The following is a 19,159-nucleotide window of genomic DNA, read 5'->3' on the forward strand; positions in this document are numbered from 1 at the left end:
GCGTGCCGTCGCACCCGGTGCCGCCACATCGGCCGCGTCGCCGAGTCGCCCTCCGCCGTCCGGGGTCATCCTTTCGTCGGATGGCCCGGGTTGCCCGGCATGCGACGATGGGCTCATGTGGCGTGTTCCGGTGTCCCGCGCGCACCTCGACGACGCGGGGATGACGCTGCTGTTCCTCGGTCTGGGCATCGCCATCCACCTCACCGGCCTCGGCCGGATCGGCGACGACCTCCACGGCCCGGGTCCCGACTGGTTCCCGCTCCTCACCCTGGGGATCGGCTGTGCCTTCCAGTTGCTGCGCTCGACGCATCCGGCGATCGCACTGGCCGGTGTGACCGCCGCACTGGTCCTCGACACCGTGACCGTCCCGTCGATCCCGGTGTGGCTGGTGTTCTCCGACATCGTCTATGCCGCGGCGGTGCACGGCTCGGCGCGTCTGCTGCGGGTGCTGTACGGGGTGTGTACGACGGTCTCGGCGGCGGTGCTCGTCCTGGTGGCCGCCTCCCCCGCCCTCGCACAGTGGCGGCTGCTGTTCGTGTGCGTGCTGTGGCTGCTGGCGCTGGTCGGCTCACCCCTCGCCTACGGACTGGCCGTGCGCACGCACCGCAGTGCACTCGCCTTGGAACGCAACCAGTCTCGGATACTGGCCGAACTCGCCGACCACGAACGGGCCGAGGCCGTCGCCGACGAGCGTCGCCGCCTCGCCCGGGAACTCCACGACGTGATCGCCGGGCGGCTCTCCGCGATCGCGGTGCAATCGGCTGCGGCGCTGCGCTATCCGGACAACGACGCCCTGGCCCGCAAGGCCCTGGCCGCGGTGCGGACCAACAGCGTCGACGCCCTCACCGAGATGCGCGGCATGATCGACCTGCTCGCCGACACCGCCGACGCCGACGCCCCGGCCGCGACCCGCGAGACGGCCGGGCTGCGCCGGCTCGACCGGCTCGTCGCACCGATCGTGGAGTCGGGCACCGATGTCGAGATCGACTGTCCGCCATGGATCACCGACGCCGACACCGTCGACGCCCTGCCCCCGGTGGCCGACATCGCCGCCCATCGGATCCTGGCCGAGTCGCTGACCAATGCGGTGACCCATGCCCCGGGACAGCCGATCCGGATCGTCATCACCCACGCCGACGCGACGCTGCGCCTGCAGATCACCAATCCGGTGCCCACCCCGGCACCCGATTCGGTTGCCCCGCACGCCGGTCGGGGTCTGGCCAACATGACCGTGCGCGCCGGGCTCGTCGGCGGCACCCTGGACGTCGTGCGCACCGACGGCGATTTCACCGTCACCGCGATCCTGCCCGCGGCCCGCACCGCCACCTCACATCGGAGCACATCATGACCCCGGATCGGCCCGCCCCGGCCCCGTCGCAGCCCGCTGCCGCCGCGACCACCGTCCTGATCGCCGACGATCACGCCGCCATCCGCGCGGGTATCCGGATGCTGCTCGACCCGGCCGAGGGACTCGAGGTGGTCGGTGAGGCCGCCGACGGCGACCAGGCCCTCACCGCCGCGCGATCGCTGCGGCCCGACGTGGTGCTGATGGACGTCCGCATGCCCGGCACCGACGGCATCACCGCCACCGCCCGGATCGTCGCGGAGGACCTGTGCCCGGTGATCGTGCTGACCACCTTCGACCTCGACGAATACGTCTTCGGGGCGCTGCGGGCGGGAGCGAGCGGGTTCTTGCTGAAGACCGCGTCGGCCGACGAGATCGTCGATGCGGTGCGGGCGGTGGCGCGTGGCGACGCGGTGCTCTCACCCGCGATCACCACGCGCGTCGTCGAATCCTTCCGGTCGCCCGGTGCGCCGGCTCCGCTGCCGGTACTCGACGACCTCACCGATCGGGAGCGTGATGTGCTGCGCTGCCTCGGCGAGGGCCTCAGCAACGCCGAGATCGGCGGCCGGCTGTTCATCACCGAGGCGACGGTCAAGACGCATGTGTCGCGGGTGCTGATGAAGCTCGGGCTGGCCTCACGGGTACAGGCGGCGATCCTCGTCCGCGACCTGGGCGGCCCGGCGTGGTGATGCGGCCCGGTGTGGTGCTGTGGTGACGCGGTGCAGGCCGACCATCGGTCAGGCGTCGCTGGACGCCTTCTCCAGCCGGGGTGGCCGGGACTCGTGGAAGGCCGCGGCCTCGCCGGTCTCGACCGCCGCCACCGCACTCGACGACGACACCACGATCCCGCCGATGACGGCCACCGCGAACGCGATGCCGGTGGGGATCACCCAGCCGTCGCGGATGGTGTCGCCGAGCAGCAGGATGCCGATCGCGCCGGGCAGGACGGTCTCGCCGACGACGAGGGCGGCCGCGGCCCCGTTGACCGAGCCGGTCTGCAAGGCGACGGTGAACAGGTAGAAGCCGCTGAGGCCGCTGAACGCGAGGGCATAGAGCGCGGGGTCGGTGACCATCTGGCCGAGGTCGAACGGGGTCAGGCCGTGCAGGACACGTGAGGCCACCGCCATCACACCGAACAGGGCGCCGGCGACCAGACCGGTGATCGAGGCGATGTGGCTGTGCAGCACCCGCATGAGCACCAGGCCGAGGACGAACAGCAGCACGCTCGCGACGACGGTCGCCCAGTGCATCCAATCGTCGTTGACGTGCCCCTCCGAACCGGCACCGATGGCCAGCACCACCAGCGCGATGATCACCACGGTGCCGGCGATCCAGTCACGCATCCGCAGCGCGAGGTGCAGCATGACCATCGCCAGCAGGGCGGTCACGACGAGCCGGGCGGCGATGATCGACTGGGACAGGAACAGCGGGATCAGCTTGGCCGAGACGATGGTGGCCGCGAATCCGACGATGTCGAGGGCCAGCCCGATCAGGAACGGCCACTTCATCATCGTCCGCAGCGTCGAGCGCAGGCTCGGGTGCGGTTTGGTGTCGCACTTGCGACCCTCGGCCGCCGCGATCGCGTTGTCGCGGGCGTGCCAGGCGGCCGCCATCGATTGCAGGACCGCCGCCAATGCGAAGGCCACCGAACCGACCACCGCGACGATGATGCCGACCGTCATATCCTGCCTATCCCTGCACGGCGACCCGGGCGGGTCAGACCTTCGCCGTCATCATGCCGGTGCGAGCACATCCGTGCCGACGAACTTCGCCAATTCGGCCGGCAGACGGACCGTGCCGTCGGGCTGCTGGTGGTTCTCCAGGATGGCGACGATCCAGCGGGTGGTGGCGAGGGTGCCGTTGAGGGTGGCGGCAACCTGCGGTTTGCCCTGCTCGTCGCGGTATCGGATGGACAGGCGACGGGCCTGGAAGGTCGTGCAGTTCGACGTGGAGGTGAGCTCACGGTAGGTGTTCTGGGTGGGGACCCAGGCCTCGCAGTCGAACTTGCGGGCCGCCGACGACCCGAGGTCGCCACCGGCGACGTCGATCACCCGGTAGGGCACCTCGATGGCCGCGAGCATGTCCTTCTCCCAGTTCAGGAGCTTCTGGTGCTCGGCCTCGGCCTCTTCGGGGCGGCAGTAGATGAAGCCCTCGATCTTGTCGAACTGGTGGACGCGGATGATGCCGCGGGTGTCCTTGCCGTAGCTGCCGGCCTCGCGGCGGAAGCAGGTCGACCAGCCGGCGTACCGCTTGGGGCCGTCGGACAGGTCGAGGATCTCGTTCATGTGGTAGCCGGCCAGCGGCACCTCCGACGTGCCGACCAGGTACAGGTCGTCGTCCTTGTCGAGGTGGTAGACCTCGTCGGCGTGGGCGCCGAGGAAGCCGGTTCCGCCCATCACCTCGGGGCGCACCAGGACCGGCGGGATCATCAGCGAGAACCCGCTGGCGACGGCCTTCGCCGCGGCCATGTTCAGCAGGCCCAGCTGCAGCAGCGCGCCCTGACCGGTGAGGAAGTAGAACCGCGATCCGGAGACCTTGGCGCCGCGTTCCATGTCGAGCAGGCCGAGCGATTCACCCAGCTCGAGGTGGTCCTTGGGGTTGTCGAGGGCGCGCGGTTCGCCGACGTGCTCGAGTACGACGTAGTCGTCCTCGCCACCGGCGGGGGCGCTCTCGATGATGTTGGAGATGGCCAGGTGCGCGGCCTTCGCCTGCTCGTCGGCCTCGGCCTGCTTCGCGACGGCGGCCTTGACCTGCTCGGCCAGTTCCTTGCCGCGGGCGAGCAGGGCGGTCTTCTCGTCGCCGGAGGCCTTGCCGACCTGCTTGCCGAGGGACTTCTGCTCCGAACGCAGGGAGTCGGCCTCGACGATCGCCGAACGTCGGATGGCATCGGCCGCGAGGAGCGCGTCCACCAGGCCGGGGTCCTCGCCGCGGGCGCGCTGCGACACGCGTACCCGCTCGGGGTCGTCGCGGAGAATCTTCAGGTCGATCACGATCTAAGACCCTACGCGAGTCACCTGGGAGTGCCGGAGTTGAGGCAGTTGAGGGCTCTGCCGGTGCCGTCGGAGGACCGGCTGCGGGTCGATACCGGAACCACCGCGGCCGACCGGGCATGATGGATCCCGATGAGTGACGAATCCCACCACGAACACCCCGGCCCCGAGGGCCGGTCAGACGATCCCGGCTGGGCGCGCCGTAACTCCATGCGCATCGTGCTGGTGGCGATCGTGATCGGCGCACTGGTCGCCGGCGGGATCGCCCTGTCGATGAATGCCTTCGACGACCGCGGCAGCGTCGGCGGCACCGACATCGGCGAGAGCGAACGGCTCGCCGAGAACGCCTTCACCCAGTCGAGCTCCGGTGACTGTCTCACCTGGCCCGAGGGCGATCCGGGCGATCCGGCGAAGGTCGTGTGCACCGACGAGCACCGCTTCGAGGTGGCCGGCGCACTGGACACCGCCGTGCTGCCGGGGTCGGAGTTCGGCGACTCGGCGGCGTGGCCGGGGGCGCAGCGGTTCGCCGAGATCCGCGACGAGCAGTGTCCGGTGATCGTCGACGCCTACCTGCAGGGAAAGCTCGACCCGCAGGGGCGGTTCTCGGTGGGCATGATGTTCCCGTCCGAACAGCAGTGGGGCAAGGGTGCGCGCGAGCTGCGCTGCGGGTTGCAGGTGACCGGCAAGGACGGCACCCCGCAGCTGTTCTCCGGCAAGGTGGCCGATCAGGACCAGTCGTTCCAGTGGCCGGCCGGCACGTGTATCGGTATCGACCCGCAGACCCGTCGGGTGGCCACACCGCCGACGGCGGTGAACTGCTCTGAGCCGCATGCCTTCCAGACCACCGGCATCGTCGATCTCGCCCCGCGTTTCGGGGATCAGACATCGGGCCGGCCGTGGCCGGGCGAGAAGGAGCAGAACGCCTACCTGACCACGATCTGCCCGGGTCAGGCCGAGCGGTTCGTCGGCGGCAAGAAGAAGCTCGAGGACACCACCCTGAACGTGCAGTGGTCGGTGATCAGTGAGCCGCGCTGGCTGGCCGGGAGCCGAAAGGTGGTGTGCTACCTGGGCCTTCCCGACCGTGGCGGATTCGCCACCCTGGTCGGCGATGCGCGTGCGACGGTGCTGATCAACGGCAAGCTGCCGGTCGCGCCGTCCCAGGCGCCGCCGGGACGTGCGCTGCCGACGCCGGTGCCGCTGCCGCCGGGGGTCGAGCCCAATTCCCAGGAGGCCCCGGCCCCGGCAGGCTAGGGCCGCAGCGGCTACCCCCGAACACTTGTCCCACCCAGCACGTGCCCCCGTGTACTTGTCCCCGATGCTGAGTCGGAGAAAGGCAGTCGATGCCGGTTCACATGTCCGACGTCGAGTTCGAGGAGCTCGTCGGCGATGCGCTCGACGCCATCCCCACCGAGTTCACCGATGCGATGAGCAATGTGGTGATCCTGATCGAGCCGTTCAATCCGGAGTCGCGTGGGATTCTCGGGCTCTATTCGGGGGTGGCGCTCACCGAGCGCACCCACGACTACGCCGGCTTCCTGCCGGACACGATCACCATCTACCGCGAACCGATCCTGGCGATGTGTCACACCCGCGCGCAAGTGGTGCACGAGGTGGCGGTCACGGTGATCCACGAGGTCGGCCACCACTTCGGGATCGACGACGAGTGGTTGCACGCCCACGGATGGGGCTGAGCGGCACCGGTTTCGGCGGTCGGCCCGCGACCGGATGCGAGGGCGGCGGTCAGCCCATCGGGTTGTCGTCGTCGACGACGAGCGGTTCGTCGACGGTGCCGAACGGTGCGCGCCGTGCACCCCAGCGGTGGCACACCCAGATCCCGGATTCGGTGAGTTCGAGTTCCACCGAGCCGGTGTTGGGCAGATGTGTCGCCGCGGCGAACTTCCCGTCGATGCCGGCCAGCCGGGCGGCCACCAGGCGGATGGCCGCGCCATGGCTCACCACGACGACGTCACGCTGCTCGGGGCCACGCAGGTAGTGCGCGGCGAGTTCGTCGACGGCCGGGAGGTAGCGGTCGTAGACCATCTGCAGGGACTCGCCGCCGGGAATCCGGGTGTCGAGATCGCCGTCGTGCCAGGCGTGCATGACCTCCCGGAACACCCCGTGCGCGTCACGGTCGAACCGGTCCTCGAGATCACCGGCCTGCACCTCGTGGATGCCCTCGACCACCGCCGGGTCGAGATCCCACACCGAGCCGATCATCTCGGCGGTCTGCTGGGCGCGGCGGGCGACCGAGCTGACCAGCACCGCCGGCTGGTTGCGCCGATTCTCCAGTGCGTACCGGACACCTTGGCGCACACCGAAATCGGTGAGCGCCGCGCCGGGCAGCGCGGTGTCGAGCCGGCCCATCACGTTGGAGGTGGTCTCGCCGTGGCGGACGAGGTGGAGTCGGGCCATCAGCCCTCACCCCGGCGGATCGCCTCGACCCAGGCAGCGCTGTCGGCGTCGTCGGGCGGCGGACTGCCACCGTCTCCGGCGGCCGGCCAGGAGCCGAGGTAGACGATCCGTTCGCAGCGGTGGTGCAGGGCACGCACGGCCTCGGCGACCGGCGCGTCGTCGATGTGTCCGACGGTGTCGAGGAAGAAGCGGTACTGGCCGGCATGCGTGCTGCCACCGGCCGGGTCGCGCCGGGGCCGGGACTCGATACGCGTGAGATCGACTCCGCGGACCGCGAATTCGTTCATCGCCTCCATCAGGCTGCCGGGCTGGTTGCGCAGTTCGAGCATCACCGCGGTGCGGTCGGTACCGGTGCGGCGCGGCGGGGGTGCCGGTTTGCCGACGAGCAGGAAGCGGGTGACGGCATCGCTCGCATCGGAGACACCGTCGGCCAGCACCTCCAGGCCGGCCAGCTCGGCGGCGAGACCGGTGGTCACCGCGGCATCGGTCCGCCCCTCGGCGACGTCGTGGGCCGCGGCGGCATTGGAGCCGGCGGTGACGAATTCTGCACCGGGATAGAGCTTTTCAACCGCCTCGCGGACCTGCGCGGAGGCCACCGGGTAGGCGGCGATGGTGCGCACGTCGGCGGGGGCGGTGCCCGGGCGGGCGGCGATGGTGAAGGCGATGTCGAGGTTGACCTCGGCGAAGATCTGCACCCGGCCGGCCTCGGATGCGGCGGCGCCGTCCCCGAAGGGCACCAGCGCGTCCATCGTGGCCGGGACCGACCCCTCCAGCGAGCTCTCGATGGGTACGCAGCCGAAGTCGGCGGCGCCGGAGCGCACGGCGGCGATGGTGGCGACGGGACTGGCGGCGACGAGCTTGTCGACGGTGCCCTCGCCGACGCCGCCGAGACCACCGTCCGAACGCACCCCGGTGGACAGGTGCGGATCTGCCAGGAGGCGGTCGAGCGCCATCTCGGTGAAGGTCCCGGGAGGGCCGAAATACGCGAACACGGTCACGGCAAGAGCTTAGTCGAGCAAGGTTGGATATTCGTTCGCGTCGACTCGAACCATTGACCGACGGGGCTCCGGGATTTAGGTTAGGGTTACCTTCATTGCAGGCCCGAATCCCGACGACGCACCACGAGGAACCCCCATGACGCGAGCCATCACCGACCGCCCGTCCGACGCCGAGGTCATCGCGACCGCCTGCCGTCGGGCCGGCGCAGCGATGATCGCCGTCGAGACCACCGGCGGCGGCGCACCGACCCCCGCCCCCGCATCGGTCGACCTGGTGCACCTCTTCGAGTCCCAGGCTTTCCTGCTGATCCCCACCGACAGCGACATCATCCCGCTGGCCGGGAACTCCCCCGACGGTGTGCCCGCGATGGTCGAGATCACCGACTGCGCACCCATCGAACTGCGTGAACGCGTCCGGTCCCTGATCTGGCTGAACGGCACCGCCCACCCCGTGCCCCGCGACCTCGAACGCGACCTGGCCCTCGAGATCGCCACCGAACACCCCAACGGCGGACTCCTCGACATCGGCCACGGCCGGTCGATGATCCGGCTGCAGGTCGACACCGCCGTCGTCGCCAGCAGTTCCGGCGCCGCCTGCGTGCCCGCGGCCGAGCTCGCCGTCGCCGACCCCGACCCGTTCTGGGAGTACGAGGGCGAGTGGATCGCCCATCTCGACGCCGACCACGCCGACATGGTGGGGCAGCTCGCCCGTCGCCTGCCGCGTGATCTGCGCCGCGGCCGGGTCCGTCCGCTCGGGCTCGACCGCTTCGGCATCCGCTTCCGGATCGAGGGCATCGACGGCGACTCCGACGTCCGGCTCCCCTTCCCCCGGCCGGTCGCCGACGTCGCCGAGCTGTCCCGCGCACTGCGTTCGCTGGCCGGCTGCCCGTTCATGAACAGCCTGCCCGACTGATCTCCACCGCGGCCGATCACGGTGGCCTGTCCCGCCGGCGGCCGAGATGACGCGCGGACCGCACCCGGTTCGGCGGCCGTAGGCTGACCGGCATGCGTGTCCCCGTCGCCGCCTGGCTGCGCCCACCGGCCGACCATGTCCCCGGCACCGTCACCGACCCCCGGGAACGCCGCGCACTGATCCTCGAACTGTGCATCGTCGGTGTGCTGACCTTCGGGTTCTCGGCCGTCTCGGCGATCCTGTCGCTGATCGAACTGCAGGTGTCGGTGGGCGTCGGCAATGCGACCGTGGCACTCAATCCGAGTCGATCCGATGTCTCGGCCATCGACCTGATCCGGCAGCTGATGAGCGCCGTGCGGCTCTACGCGATCGCCGGACTCGGGGCGTATCTGCTCTGGCGTGGCGGGCTGCGCCTGTCATCGGTCGGCCTGGGGCGGCTGCGCCCGCGGACCGACGTCCCGCCCGGCCTGTTCCTCGCCGCACTCATCGGACTGCCCGGGTTGGCGCTGGTCGCCGTCGCCCGCGCACTCGGCATGAACGCACATCTGGTGCCCAGCGAGACCGAAGGCGCGTGGTGGCGTTGGCCGCTGTACATCCTGGTGGCCGTCGGGAACGCCGCCGCCGAGGAGATCGTCGTCGTGGCGTACTTCATCACACGGTTGCGCCAGCTCGGGTTGTCGGCGAATGCGGCGCTGCTCTCGAGTGCGGTGCTGCGCGGCGGATACCACCTCTATCAGGGTGTCGGTGCAGGTCTGGGCAATATCGTGATGGGTCTCGTGTTCGGCCGGTACTACCAGGTGACCAACCGCGTGTGGCCGCTGGTGGTGGCACATGCGGTGATCGACGTGGTGGCGTTCGTCGGATACGCACTGTTGCATCGGCATCTGTCCTGGGTGGGGTGATCAGGTGAATGACACGGCCCCTTGCCGGTACTCGGTATCTTCGATGCAATGAACCAGCCCGATCCGCCGAATGCGGGACGACGCGGTGGTCCGCCGCCCGGCCCGGCCCGACGGAATCCGGCACCGGCGCATCAGTCGCCCGCGCGCAACAACCCCGCACATGCCGGGCCGGCCCCCCGGTTCCCGGCCCAGGGCGCGCGGAATCCGGGCCCACCCGCCGAGCCCGGCGCACGACGACCGGCACCACCGCCGCCACCGGCATCCGACGAGCGGACGCGCCGCCACGGTGCGCGCCCCGACGACGCCGCCTATCGGCCACCCCAGGCGTGGTCGGCGACCGGTCCCGGCGTCCCCGGGTATGCGCCGCCGCAGAAACCCCAGCCCATCCCGGCCGGACCGGAGCCCCGCGGGCGGACCCAGGCCCGCTCCGCCGCACCCGCGTCGCCGCGGCCGGCAGGCCCCACCGCCCCGCCCCCGCGGGACACCCCGCCCACACCGGACCGCGGTCGGCGTCGTCGCCGCAGCGGTCCGCGACGGCCACGCAGGCGCCGGATCGGCCGCATCCTGCTGGTGGTGCTGCTCCTGCTCGTCGTCACCCCGATCGGGCTGATGTTCTACTACGACAGCAAACTCGACCGGATCGACGCACTGGCCACCTATGCCGGTCGGCCCGCCGCCAGTCCGGGCACCACCTGGCTGATCGTGGGCACCGATTCCCGCGCCGGGCTCACCGACGAGCAGAAACGTGATCTCGCCACCGGCGACAGCGACGGTGCCCGCACCGACACGATCATGCTGGTCTACAAACCGCCGTCGGGTGATCCGGCGATCATCTCGATCCCCCGCGACCTGTACGTCCCGATCCCCGGGAACGGCGAGCACAAGATCAACGCCGCCTTCGGTATCGGCGGTGCGCCGCTGCTCGTGCAGACCGTCGAAGAGTTGTCGGGGATGCGGCTCGACCACTACGCCGAGATCGGTTTCGGTGGATTCGACTCGCTCGTCGACGCGATCGGCGGCGTCGACATCTGCGTCGACGCCCCGATGCGGGATCCGAAGGCCGGCCTGAACCTGAAGGCCGGATGCCAGACCCTCAACGGGCAGCAGGCCCTCGGCTTCGTCCGGACCCGCGACTTCCCCAACGCCGACCTCCAGCGGGTGCAGAACCAGCGCAAGTTCCTGGCCGCACTGATGTCCAAGGCGACGGGCTTCTCGGTGTTGCTCAACCCGTTCCGGCTGTTCCCGTTCGTCAACGGTGTCGTCGACACCCTCGTCGTCGACAACGGCACCCACATCTGGAATCTGGCCTCCCTCGCGTGGGCGCTGCGCAGTTCCCCGCAGACCGTGACCACCCCGAACGGCGGCGACATCTACACCGACGACGGCGATTCACTGGCCGTCGGCGACAACACCAAGGAGTTCTTCGACGCCATCCGGCGGGGACAACCCATCCCCGATCATCTGCTCGATTCGACCCCGAACTGAGGACATAGAACAAGGTCAGACTGTCCTCAGTAAGGGTCAACTGGGGTGAATCGGACGGCCGAAGGACTCTATCCTCGACGTATGACCACCACAGATCGCACCAAGTTCCAGGAGTTGTTGCACGCGCAGATCGGCCACGAGTTCGCCGCGTCGCAGCAGTACATCGCGGTCGCCGTCTACTACGACAATCACGACATGCCGCAGCTGGCCCGCCACTTCTACACCCAGTCCGTCGAGGAGCGGAACCACGCGATGATGATCGTGCAGTACTTCCTCGACCGCGACATCGAGGTGTCGGTTCCCGGCATCGATCCGCCGCGTTCGGAGTTCTCCGACTACAAGGCCCCCATCGAGCTGGCCCTCGACCAGGAGAAGCGCGTCACCCAGCAGATCGTCGATCTCGCCAAGTCGGCCCGCGACACCGGCGACTACCTCGGCGAGCAGTTCATGCAGTGGTTCCTCAAGGAGCAGATCGAAGAGGTCGCCACCATGACCACGCTGCAGACCATCGCCGAGCGCGCCAACGGCAACCTGTTCGACCTCGAGAACTTCGTCGAGCGTGAGCTCAACGGCAGCGCGGGCAAGGACGCCACCGCTCCCCCCGCTGCGGGCGGCAATCTCTGATTCACGCTGAAGGCCGTCCACCGTCGGTGGGCGGACTTCGTCGTATCCGGTTGTCGCGTCGGCATATTCGGCCGTCTGAGGTTTCGACACGCCTCGTCGCTACGCTCCTCATCGACTCAACCACCAACGGCCGGTTGATGATTGAGCCGGGACCGGGCGCAGCGAGGACCCGAGTCGAAATCTCCGCAGCCCCCGTCGGGACGCAACCACCTCCGAACTGGTCACGCCGACGAGCCCGGCCGTCTGAGGTTTCGACACGCCTCGTCGCTACGCTCCTCATCGACTCAACCACCAACGGCCGGTTGATGATTGAGCCGGGACCGAGCGCAGCGAGGACCCGAGTCGAAATCTCCGCAGCCCCCGTCGGGACGCAACCACCTCCGAACTGGTCACGCCGACGAGCCCAGCCGACAGAGGTTTCGACACGCCTCGTCGCTACGCTCCTCACCTGCTCAACCACCCACTGGGCATTGATGATTGAGCCGGGACCGAGCCAGAAGGGCGAGGACCCGAGTCGAAATCTCCGCAGCCCATGTCGGGACGCAACCACCTCCCAAGTGGTCACGTCGACGAACCCGGCCGTCTGAGGTTTCGACACACCTCGTCGCTACGCTCCTCATCGGCTCAACCACCAACGGACGCAACAACCTTGGATGGTAGAGCCGGGACCGAGCCGCCAAGGGGGCTGTTTCATTTTCAAGAACATAGCCAGCTGGTCCTCGGAAAAGAGGGGCTGAATCGCCGCGTAAGCGATTTGGGGACCAAATCACCTTCGGCGAACTGAGCGTTCGACCTCAACATTCTGGCTGTCGGCCATTTTGAAACAGCCCCCAAGGCGAGGACCCGAGTCGAAACCCCGTACGCCGAGAATGTCGGCGACCACCCCGGAAGTCGGCCCCTAGCGCAGGGTCACCTGCCGTGAGCGCAGGCCGTCACGCGAACTGCGTTCCTCGATGCTGAGATCACCGGTCTGCGCGAGCGCGTCACCGATCCAGGTGTCGAGCTGGTCGAGGGCGTCGTACCACTCCTCGTGGTGGCGCTCGACGTCGAGATCGAAGACCGGCACCAACAGGCCGTGGGTGCGGAACGAACCGGCGAAACGCGAGCCCTCACCCAGGGTGAGCCGACCCGAGGCATGCAGTCGTGCAAGCGCATTCATCAGCTCGTCCTCGGATTCCGGGCGAACCCAACGCAGGTGGGCCTTCTCGCCGGCGTCCACCCACCACGGGGCGCCGACACCGCTGTCGACGTGCATCCGCGCCGACGGCAGGATGGTGTCCTTGGCACGCTGGACCATGGCGGCGATGTCGGCGGGGATGTCGGAGCCGGCGACGAACCACCAGTCGAAGTCGCCGTGAACGGTGATGTCCAGTGGCGCATCGGCTTTGAGTACATCGGTGAGTGCCGGACCGGCCTCGGTGACGATCTGGCCGCGGTATTCGCCGCCGGGTGCGGCGTGCGCGGCCCAGTCGATGGCGACGCCGAGGGCCGCGGGGATGTCCTCGGGCTCGGGGTCGGTCTGCAGGGCGACGATGCCCTCGGTGACGCCGCGGTTCTCACGGGTGAGTGCCGAGACCGCGCCGGGGAGCACGGTCGCGAGCACCACACGATTGCGGGTGCCCGGCGGGACCTCCACGGCGGGGGCGTCGTCGGACGGGATGACCGAGGTCAGTTCGGGCTCGGGCGGACCGGGTTCGACGAGGTCGAGGACCGCGGTGGCCGAGGAGACGAACACACTCAGTGCCACGAGGTCGCATTCGGCGGCGAGACCGGCGAAGGGACGACTCGGCTCGGCCGGTGCGGCCGCCTGCCGCGCCTTGCGTGCGGCGACGCGCTCGGCCCGATTGCTCCCGGGCCGGGGCCCGCTACCGCGTTTGCTCTTCTTGCCCATCGCTCAAGCTTCTCATGCGACGGTGACGAGCCATTCGCGCACCTTCTGCGGATGATTGGTGGCGATCCACCGGACGCCGAGGTCGGCACACAGTTGCACATCGGGCTGTTCGTCGACGGTCCAGCAGTAGGTCACCCGCCCGGCCGCGGCGGCCCGGTCGACCAGATCGGGATGCAGCCGCAGCGTCTCCACCGACGGCCCGATCCCGGTGGCACCGACGGCGGTGGCGGCACTGCCGCCGAGTACCCGGGCGGTGTCGCCGAGCAGGATGGTGGGCAGCATCGGCGCATGGCGTCGGATGCGCCAGACCCCCGCCGAGGAGAACGAGATGACCACCGCGCGGCTGTGATCGGCCGACGGCGGGCCGGCCACCCCGAATTCCTGGAGCGCGGCGAGCAGTTTCTGTTCCACCAGGCTGCCGAACCGGACGGGATGCTTGGTCTCGATGAACAGGCGCACCGGCCGACGCCAGTCCAGGGTCAGCGTCAGCAGTTCCCGCAGGGTCAGCACCTGCGCCGAGGTACCCGAGGCGTGCCAGGTGCCGAAGTCGAGTTCACGCAGTTGCGCGAGCGTCATCTCGCTGACGATGCCGGTGCCGTCGGAGGTGCGGTCGACGGTGCGGTCGTGGATGCAGACCAGCTCGTGATCGGCGGTCAGTCGAACATCGCATTCGAGTCCGTCGGCACCCTGCGCGAGGGCCAGCTCGTATGCGGCGAGGGTGTGCTCGGGCCGGTCGGCCGACGCGCCACGGTGGGCGACGACGGCGGGTGTACCCGATCTGGAGACCTGTCCCCCGTTGGTCATGCGGCCACCACCCAGCGTCGGGCCGGGGCCGGTTGGTGCGCCTCGGCGGTGAACAGTGCGGGCAGCCGGCGGGCCGCCCAGTAGGCGAATGCCGCGGACACCGCGGCGGTGACGATCACCAGCAGCAGCGCATTGGCGCCGGTCTGGATCGATCCGGATGCCGCGGCCACCCACCAGGTGACGGCGGCGGCGACGGCGACGGCGTTGACCACCGCCCAGCCGACCCACAGCCGGACCAGACGATCGCGGGACCGGCCGTCGACCCCGTTCGGGCCGGTCGGTCCCCCGTCGGCCATCGCGACGGCCTCGTGGAGCAGCAGCGGCGCACCGACGAGGTTGACCAGCGGGATCGCCGACAACACGATCATCTGCCAGCGCCGACGCGGTTCGAGGTGGCCGGCGTCGGCGTAGGTGTCGGCACGCACCGCGATCAGCCAGCGGACGAAGACGACGGTCGCATAGACCAGACCGCCGATCGCGAACAGGCCGGCGACCAGGACGAGCGCGGTGCTGATCGCGATCAGCCATCCGGGCAGCGTGGTCGAACGGTTGATCACGAGCAGCAGGTAGCGGAGCAGGTGCGCCAGCGCGGATGCGACGAAGATGGCACCGGCGATGTTAAAGGCGGTGGTCAGCGCGGCGCCGAGGCGGGTGGAGTCGCGGGTGGACTCGGTCTCGTCGATCGGGGCGTCGTACAGGCCCCAGGTGGGCAGGTAGATGTAGCGCGGGATGCGACGCGGAATCCGGACCCGCGCCGGTCGGGGCCGCGGCAGGGTGTCGGCGGGACGTCGCGCCACCCAGCGCACGTGCCGACTGCGATACATCCGGGGCGCACCGGCCGGATGGATACCCGCAGGCCGGGAGACCGTCGACGACGGGCGGGCGGGCGGCCCGGCCATCGGGGTCTGCGACGGCGGGGTCTGGGGATGGGCCGGGGCCTGGGGATAGGCCTGGGTCTGGGGATGACCGGGGGCCGGCGACCCGAGTGCCGCGTACCGGGCCACCACCGCCGACGCCTCGGCGTCGGAGGCGACGACGGTCAGCGGACCACCGCAGCGGGGACACCGCCCGCGGCCCGGACGATGCGGCGCCTGGATACGGCACCGCGGACAGAGGTCGAGCATCGGCGTCGGACCTATCCCTGTCCGGTGATCATCGGCTTGCCGTTCTGGTACCAGGCGAGCATGCCGCCCTCGACACAGGTGCCCGGGTAGCCGATCCGCTCGAGATAGGCCAGCACACGCATCGAGCGGCCACTGGAATGACAGATCACGTAGAGCTCGGCGTCGGGATCGATCTCCTCGATCCGGGCCGGCACCTCGCCGAGCGGGATGTGCACGGCGCCGCGGACATGGCCGGCGGCCCATTCGTCGTCCTCACGGACGTCGAGAAGCAGCCGGCCGGCGTCGTCGCTGAAATCGTCCGGAAGTTCGGTGACCGGTACCTGTGGAATATCGCCCGTGCTCACGGGATCCATGGTTGCACAGCGGCCCGACCACCGAGCGTCGCCGGGGGAAACGGCGATGTCGCCGACACCCGGGCAGCGTCGACGCAACCCCGCCGACGTGCCGGAACAGGCCCGTGATATCGGCTATGTAGACCTACATAACTTTATCCACATGCCGTTGTGCACACCCGTGACCCGGATCACAGTTGGCGGCGCGGGTTGTGGATCCGCCTGTGGACAATGTGGCAAACACGCTGGCCGACCCCACCCATTTGTGACGCCGGTCACCGATTGGGCCCCGATATCTGCCACACAGTTCACGGAACTGCATTCCCGGTCGATCACAGGTCATCCACAAGCCCACCTGGGCCCTGTGGATAGATTGGGGAAAGTTGTGCACAAATGTGGATCGAAGTCGATCGGACGATCAGCGGAACCGTACGTCCTGCCATCGGTGGACGGCGCTCATCGCCCCGGTCAGTACCTGCTCGGCCAGCGCCGACGCCTCGAACTGATCACCGACCAGTCGGCTCAGCAGCGGTCGCGGTGCATCCACCGACTCGATCTCGGCATCCGGGTACCGCTCGGCGACCACCGACCGCATCACCCCGATACCGTCGACCAGCCCGACCTCGGCCGCCTTCTGCCCCACCCAGACATCGCCGGAGAACACCGACGCGTCCTCCACGGTGAGCCGCTTGCCGCGCCGCTGCCGCACCCACGCCTTGAACGCCTCGTGCAGGTCGCCCTGCAGCCCCTCGAGCCATGCGACGTCGTCGGGCTGCTCCGGGGAGAAGGCGTCCAGCCGCACCTTGTTCTCACCGGCGAAGTGCAGGCGGCGTTCGACACCGAAGCGCGACAGCAGATCGCCGAAACCGAAACCGGACGACACCACACCGATCGATCCGACGATCGAGGTGTGCGCGGCGTAGATCTCGTCGGCGGCACAGGCGATCCAGTAGCCGCCGGACGCGACGATGTCCTCGCAGAACGCCAGCACCGGGACGTTCTTCTCCGACGCGAGCTGCCGGATGCGCTCGGCGATGTACTCCGACTGCGCCGGCGAGCCGCCCGGCGAGTTGATCACGATCACCACCGCACGCAGATGTTCGGTCCCGAATGCCCGCTTGAGCACCGGCTCCACCGACGTCGTCGTCATGCCGCGGCCCGCTCCCGGTCCGCCACCGTGCCCGATCGCCCCCTCGAGTCGCACCACCGCCACCTTCTCGGCGCGGTCGTGGTTCAGCTTGGCCGCGATCCTGCCCAGGGGTCCACCTCTCATCCCGCCGAGTCTAGTGACACGGTCACCCGCCCCTCGTCGGCGCAACCCCCACCGGCACAGGCCGGGGCCACCGCCGATCCCCGCGGTTCCCGATCCCCGCCGTCCTCGATCCCCGCCGCCCTCGATCCACTACCGTCCTCGATCCGCCACCGTCCCCGATCCCCGCCACCGGCGATCCCTGTGCTCACAACCCCTGTCCGGACCGATCGGCCGACCTACACTGCATGGGGTGCAGATCCGGTGGCTCACCGCGTTCCTCGACTTCACACCTGCCGAATTCGGCGACGAGGTGACCTTCTGGCGGGCCATCGCCGGCAGCACCGTCTCCCCTCCGCGCGGAGCACACCGCGAGTTCGCCACCCTCGAACCGTTCAACGGCGACGCCCACCTTCGGGTCCAACGCATCCAGGAGGGGCCGGGCGGGGTACACCTCGACCTCCACGTCGACGACCCGCATGTGGCTGCCACCGTGGCCTGCGCAGCGGGCGCGGTGACGACCGGCGACCACGGCGATCACCTGACCCTCACCTCACCCGGCGGGCTGCCGTTCTGTCTGGTCGCCTGGAACGGCAGCGCCCGCCGATCCCGCCCGATCCGATGGCCCGAGGACACCATCAGCATCATCGACCAGGTGTGTATGGACGTCCCGGACACACGGTTCGAACGCGAACTGAACTTCTGGCAACACCTCACCGGCCGGCCCGCGGTCTCGACGAGCCGACCGGAACTGGTTGCGCTCGAACGTGATCGAGGACTGGCGATCGGAATCCTGCTGCAACGGCTGGACGTCGGCGCGCCGGATTCGACGACGACCGCCCATCTCGACCTCGCCACCACCTCCGTCGACGACGAGATCTCCCGCCACGAGGGCTGGGGCGCAACGGTTGTCGAACGATTCGAGCACTGGACGGTGATGCGCGATCCGGCGGGGCGGCGTTACTGCATCACCGATCGCAATCCCCGCACCGGAGAATGAGAATGGCACCGGAGTCCAGGACTCAGCCCGCGACGAACCCGGTCAGTCGGGTGATCTCGTCGTCGAGCTCGGCGCGGGTGCGCCGGTCGACGGCGACGAAGAGCTCCACCGCCACTGCCGCATCGGCGTCGAGTCGCCAGGTCCCGGCCAGCCGGCCGTCGACGAGCACGAATCCCGGCGAGCGCCCGTTGGGTGTGACCGTCCGGGCGAACAGGTCGTCGTCGGCGATCCGCGCGCGGTCACCCTGGGCGACGAGGACATGGTCGAAGGGTGCGATCAGGCGCACCGGGGCCGGCCGGTCGGCGTCGACGAGGGGCAGACCCTCGAGATCGTAGAGCTTCTGACCGTCCGGGCCGGTGTACTCGAGGAGTTCCCAGTCGCGTTCCATCGCCTCGACGATCGGGTGCAGTCCCCGTATCCCCGACCACGTCTGGATCGCCGCGACCGAGGCCGGACCGAACCCGCGCAGGTACAGCCGGATCAGTTCCCGGCGTGCCTCGTCGTCGGCCAGGGCGGCCTCCCCGGGGCCGATCCAGTCGTCGAGGAGCTGATAGGTGGGGGTGCCACGACCGGCCCACAATCCGCGTGGCGGGACCTGCACCAGCGGTAATCCGCTGCGGGCCAGGGCGGTCAGCGTGGTCGGGGTCTCGTCGGGGAACCGTTCGGCAAGGCGTGCACCGAGATCGGCGACGCGCAGTGCAGCGCAGGACAGCACCGCACGCGCCTCGGCGATCACCGCATCGGCGTCGGCCGACACCAGGTGGCGTCGGTGCTCACGCAGTCCGGTGTCGAAGGCCGCCTGCGCCAACGGCCGGATCCACCGTGCGTCCTGGCCATCGACGAGGAAGACGGTGCCGCGCAGCAGCGCCATCCGCACCACCTCGCGGTCGGTGATCAAGGTGTCGAGCTCGCCGGGATCGAAATCCTCGATGCGCGAGAACAATCCGAAGAACGCCGCGCGTGGGTCCTGCGACTGCATGCCGACGAGGCGATCGATCACCTCGATGGCGTCCTCGTCGGCACGCGCGAGCAGGTGTTGCCGGTGCAGCAGGGTGCGATTCCACTGCCCGGCGGTGAGGGCCTGCGCCAT

Annotated in this window: 19 protein-coding genes; 9 read left to right on the forward strand and 10 right to left on the reverse strand. The window is 69.6% G+C overall.

All coding sequences use genetic code 11. The features are described from left to right. Positions 1-115 precede the first annotated feature (115 nt). Both Q9K23_RS11315 and Q9K23_RS11320 read left to right on the forward strand, forming a co-directional pair. Positions 116-1,348, forward strand: a complete 1,233-nt coding sequence (locus Q9K23_RS11315) for a histidine kinase (RefSeq protein ID WP_053778579.1) — start codon at positions 116-118, stop codon at positions 1,346-1,348. Beyond that, on the forward strand, positions 1,345-2,034 hold the full coding sequence (locus Q9K23_RS11320) for a response regulator transcription factor (RefSeq protein ID WP_053778578.1): 690 nt from the start codon (positions 1,345-1,347) through the stop codon (positions 2,032-2,034). The genes Q9K23_RS11315 and Q9K23_RS11320 overlap by 4 nt, the downstream gene beginning before the upstream one ends. 48 nt (positions 2,035-2,082) lie before the next feature. On the opposite strand, the gene Q9K23_RS11325 is transcribed toward Q9K23_RS11320, so the two are convergent. Next, a complete protein-coding gene (locus Q9K23_RS11325) occupies positions 2,083-3,027 on the reverse strand; it encodes a hypothetical protein (protein ID WP_053778577.1) in 945 nt (314 codons plus the stop codon). A 51-nt stretch (positions 3,028-3,078) separates the two neighbouring features. Continuing rightward, positions 3,079-4,335, reverse strand: a complete 1,257-nt coding sequence (gene serS / locus Q9K23_RS11330) for a serine--tRNA ligase (RefSeq protein WP_020791111.1) — start codon at positions 4,333-4,335, stop codon at positions 3,079-3,081. Positions 4,336-4,467: 132 nt separating this feature from the next. On the opposite strand from serS, the gene Q9K23_RS11335 reads away from it, so the two are divergent. Both Q9K23_RS11335 and Q9K23_RS11340 read left to right on the forward strand, forming a co-directional pair. After that, positions 4,468-5,586, forward strand: a complete 1,119-nt coding sequence (locus tag Q9K23_RS11335; protein ID WP_082366100.1) for a septum formation family protein — start codon at positions 4,468-4,470, stop codon at positions 5,584-5,586. An 89-nt stretch (positions 5,587-5,675) separates the two neighbouring features. Continuing rightward, positions 5,676-6,026, forward strand: a complete 351-nt coding sequence (locus tag Q9K23_RS11340) for a metallopeptidase family protein (RefSeq protein ID WP_053778576.1) — start codon at positions 5,676-5,678, stop codon at positions 6,024-6,026. A 49-nt stretch (positions 6,027-6,075) separates the two neighbouring features. Here Q9K23_RS11340 and Q9K23_RS11345 read toward each other — a convergent pair whose 3' ends face one another. Together Q9K23_RS11345 and pheA are read right to left on the reverse strand one after the other, a co-directional pair. Next, entirely contained in the window at positions 6,076-6,747 is a 672-nt protein-coding gene (locus Q9K23_RS11345) for a histidine phosphatase family protein (RefSeq protein WP_053778575.1), read from the reverse strand. Beyond that, a complete protein-coding gene (gene pheA, locus Q9K23_RS11350) occupies positions 6,747-7,745 on the reverse strand; it encodes a prephenate dehydratase (RefSeq protein ID WP_053778574.1) in 999 nt (332 codons plus the stop codon). Before pheA ends, Q9K23_RS11345 begins: the two co-directional genes overlap by 1 nt. A gap of 136 nt (positions 7,746-7,881) precedes the next feature. Here pheA and Q9K23_RS11355 point away from each other — a divergent pair, with 136 nt between their 5' ends. From Q9K23_RS11355 to Q9K23_RS11370, 4 genes are all read left to right on the forward strand, one after another. Continuing rightward, positions 7,882-8,658, forward strand: a complete 777-nt coding sequence (locus Q9K23_RS11355) for a DUF2470 domain-containing protein (RefSeq protein ID WP_305950506.1) — start codon at positions 7,882-7,884, stop codon at positions 8,656-8,658. A 92-nt stretch (positions 8,659-8,750) separates the two neighbouring features. Further along, positions 8,751-9,560 (forward strand): CPBP family intramembrane glutamic endopeptidase, encoded by an 810-nt coding sequence (locus Q9K23_RS11360; protein WP_053778573.1) that lies wholly within the window; start codon positions 8,751-8,753, stop codon positions 9,558-9,560. Positions 9,561-9,608: 48 nt separating this feature from the next. Beyond that, on the forward strand, positions 9,609-11,045 hold the full coding sequence (locus Q9K23_RS11365) for an LCP family protein (protein ID WP_348533961.1): 1,437 nt from the start codon (positions 9,609-9,611) through the stop codon (positions 11,043-11,045). An 81-nt stretch (positions 11,046-11,126) separates the two neighbouring features. Then, complete coding sequence (locus Q9K23_RS11370) at positions 11,127-11,669, forward strand: ferritin (RefSeq protein ID WP_020792123.1); 543 nt, start codon at positions 11,127-11,129, stop codon at positions 11,667-11,669. An 898-nt stretch (positions 11,670-12,567) separates the two neighbouring features. On the opposite strand, the gene Q9K23_RS11375 is transcribed toward Q9K23_RS11370, so the two are convergent. The 5 genes from Q9K23_RS11375 to Q9K23_RS11395 all read right to left on the reverse strand — a co-directional run bounded on the left by Q9K23_RS11375 (position 12,568) and on the right by Q9K23_RS11395 (position 17,093). After that, positions 12,568-13,560 (reverse strand): DUF5926 family protein, encoded by a 993-nt coding sequence (locus tag Q9K23_RS11375; protein ID WP_053778572.1) that lies wholly within the window; start codon positions 13,558-13,560, stop codon positions 12,568-12,570. A 12-nt stretch (positions 13,561-13,572) separates the two neighbouring features. Then, complete coding sequence (locus Q9K23_RS11380; protein ID WP_053778571.1) at positions 13,573-14,364, reverse strand: glycerophosphodiester phosphodiesterase; 792 nt, start codon at positions 14,362-14,364, stop codon at positions 13,573-13,575. Further along, on the reverse strand, positions 14,361-15,488 hold the full coding sequence (locus Q9K23_RS11385; RefSeq protein ID WP_305950507.1) for a DUF4328 domain-containing protein: 1,128 nt from the start codon (positions 15,486-15,488) through the stop codon (positions 14,361-14,363). Before Q9K23_RS11385 ends, Q9K23_RS11380 begins: the two co-directional genes overlap by 4 nt. A gap of 11 nt (positions 15,489-15,499) precedes the next feature. Further along, entirely contained in the window at positions 15,500-15,841 is a 342-nt protein-coding gene (locus Q9K23_RS11390; RefSeq protein WP_053778570.1) for a rhodanese-like domain-containing protein, read from the reverse strand. Between the two features lie 397 nt (positions 15,842-16,238). Further along, on the reverse strand, positions 16,239-17,093 hold the full coding sequence (locus tag Q9K23_RS11395; RefSeq protein ID WP_020792968.1) for a S49 family peptidase: 855 nt from the start codon (positions 17,091-17,093) through the stop codon (positions 16,239-16,241). Positions 17,094-17,322: 229 nt separating this feature from the next. Here Q9K23_RS11395 and Q9K23_RS11400 point away from each other — a divergent pair, with 229 nt between their 5' ends. Then, positions 17,323-18,069, forward strand: coding sequence for a VOC family protein (locus Q9K23_RS11400; protein WP_020792971.1), 747 nt, complete (start codon positions 17,323-17,325; stop codon positions 18,067-18,069). Between the two features lie 22 nt (positions 18,070-18,091). Here Q9K23_RS11400 and Q9K23_RS11405 read toward each other — a convergent pair whose 3' ends face one another. Next, positions 18,092-19,159, reverse strand: coding sequence for a winged helix DNA-binding domain-containing protein (locus tag Q9K23_RS11405; RefSeq protein ID WP_053778569.1), 1,068 nt, complete (start codon positions 19,157-19,159; stop codon positions 18,092-18,094).

It is taken from the genome of Gordonia sp. NB41Y (genome assembly GCF_030718915.1).
Classification (GTDB): domain Bacteria; phylum Actinomycetota; class Actinomycetes; order Mycobacteriales; family Mycobacteriaceae; genus Gordonia; species Gordonia desulfuricans.

Bases quoted from the DNA above. Each gene is read 5' to 3' on its own strand.
- Q9K23_RS11315 (WP_053778579.1), top strand. From the start codon at position 116: ATGTGGCGTGTTCCGGTGTCCCGCGCGCACCTCGACGACGCGGGGATG.
- Q9K23_RS11320 (WP_053778578.1), top strand. From the start codon at position 1,345: ATGACCCCGGATCGGCCCGCCCCGGCCCCGTCGCAGCCCGCTGCCGCC.
- Q9K23_RS11325 (WP_053778577.1), bottom strand. From the start codon at position 3,027: ATGACGGTCGGCATCATCGTCGCGGTGGTCGGTTCGGTGGCCTTCGCA.
- Q9K23_RS11335 (WP_082366100.1), top strand. From the start codon at position 4,468: ATGAGTGACGAATCCCACCACGAACACCCCGGCCCCGAGGGCCGGTCA.
- Q9K23_RS11340 (WP_053778576.1), top strand. From the start codon at position 5,676: ATGCCGGTTCACATGTCCGACGTCGAGTTCGAGGAGCTCGTCGGCGAT.
- Q9K23_RS11345 (WP_053778575.1), bottom strand. From the start codon at position 6,747: ATGGCCCGACTCCACCTCGTCCGCCACGGCGAGACCACCTCCAACGTG.
- Q9K23_RS11355 (WP_305950506.1), top strand. From the start codon at position 7,882: ATGACGCGAGCCATCACCGACCGCCCGTCCGACGCCGAGGTCATCGCG.
- Q9K23_RS11360 (WP_053778573.1), top strand. From the start codon at position 8,751: ATGCGTGTCCCCGTCGCCGCCTGGCTGCGCCCACCGGCCGACCATGTC.
- Q9K23_RS11365 (WP_348533961.1), top strand. From the start codon at position 9,609: ATGAACCAGCCCGATCCGCCGAATGCGGGACGACGCGGTGGTCCGCCG.
- Q9K23_RS11370 (WP_020792123.1), top strand. From the start codon at position 11,127: ATGACCACCACAGATCGCACCAAGTTCCAGGAGTTGTTGCACGCGCAG.
- Q9K23_RS11375 (WP_053778572.1), bottom strand. From the start codon at position 13,560: ATGGGCAAGAAGAGCAAACGCGGTAGCGGGCCCCGGCCCGGGAGCAAT.
- Q9K23_RS11380 (WP_053778571.1), bottom strand. From the start codon at position 14,364: ATGACCAACGGGGGACAGGTCTCCAGATCGGGTACACCCGCCGTCGTC.
- Q9K23_RS11385 (WP_305950507.1), bottom strand. From the start codon at position 15,488: ATGCTCGACCTCTGTCCGCGGTGCCGTATCCAGGCGCCGCATCGTCCG.
- Q9K23_RS11390 (WP_053778570.1), bottom strand. From the start codon at position 15,841: ATGGATCCCGTGAGCACGGGCGATATTCCACAGGTACCGGTCACCGAA.
- Q9K23_RS11395 (WP_020792968.1), bottom strand. From the start codon at position 17,093: ATGAGAGGTGGACCCCTGGGCAGGATCGCGGCCAAGCTGAACCACGAC.
- Q9K23_RS11405 (WP_053778569.1), bottom strand. From the start codon at position 19,159: ATGGCGCAGGCCCTCACCGCCGGGCAGTGGAATCGCACCCTGCTGCAC.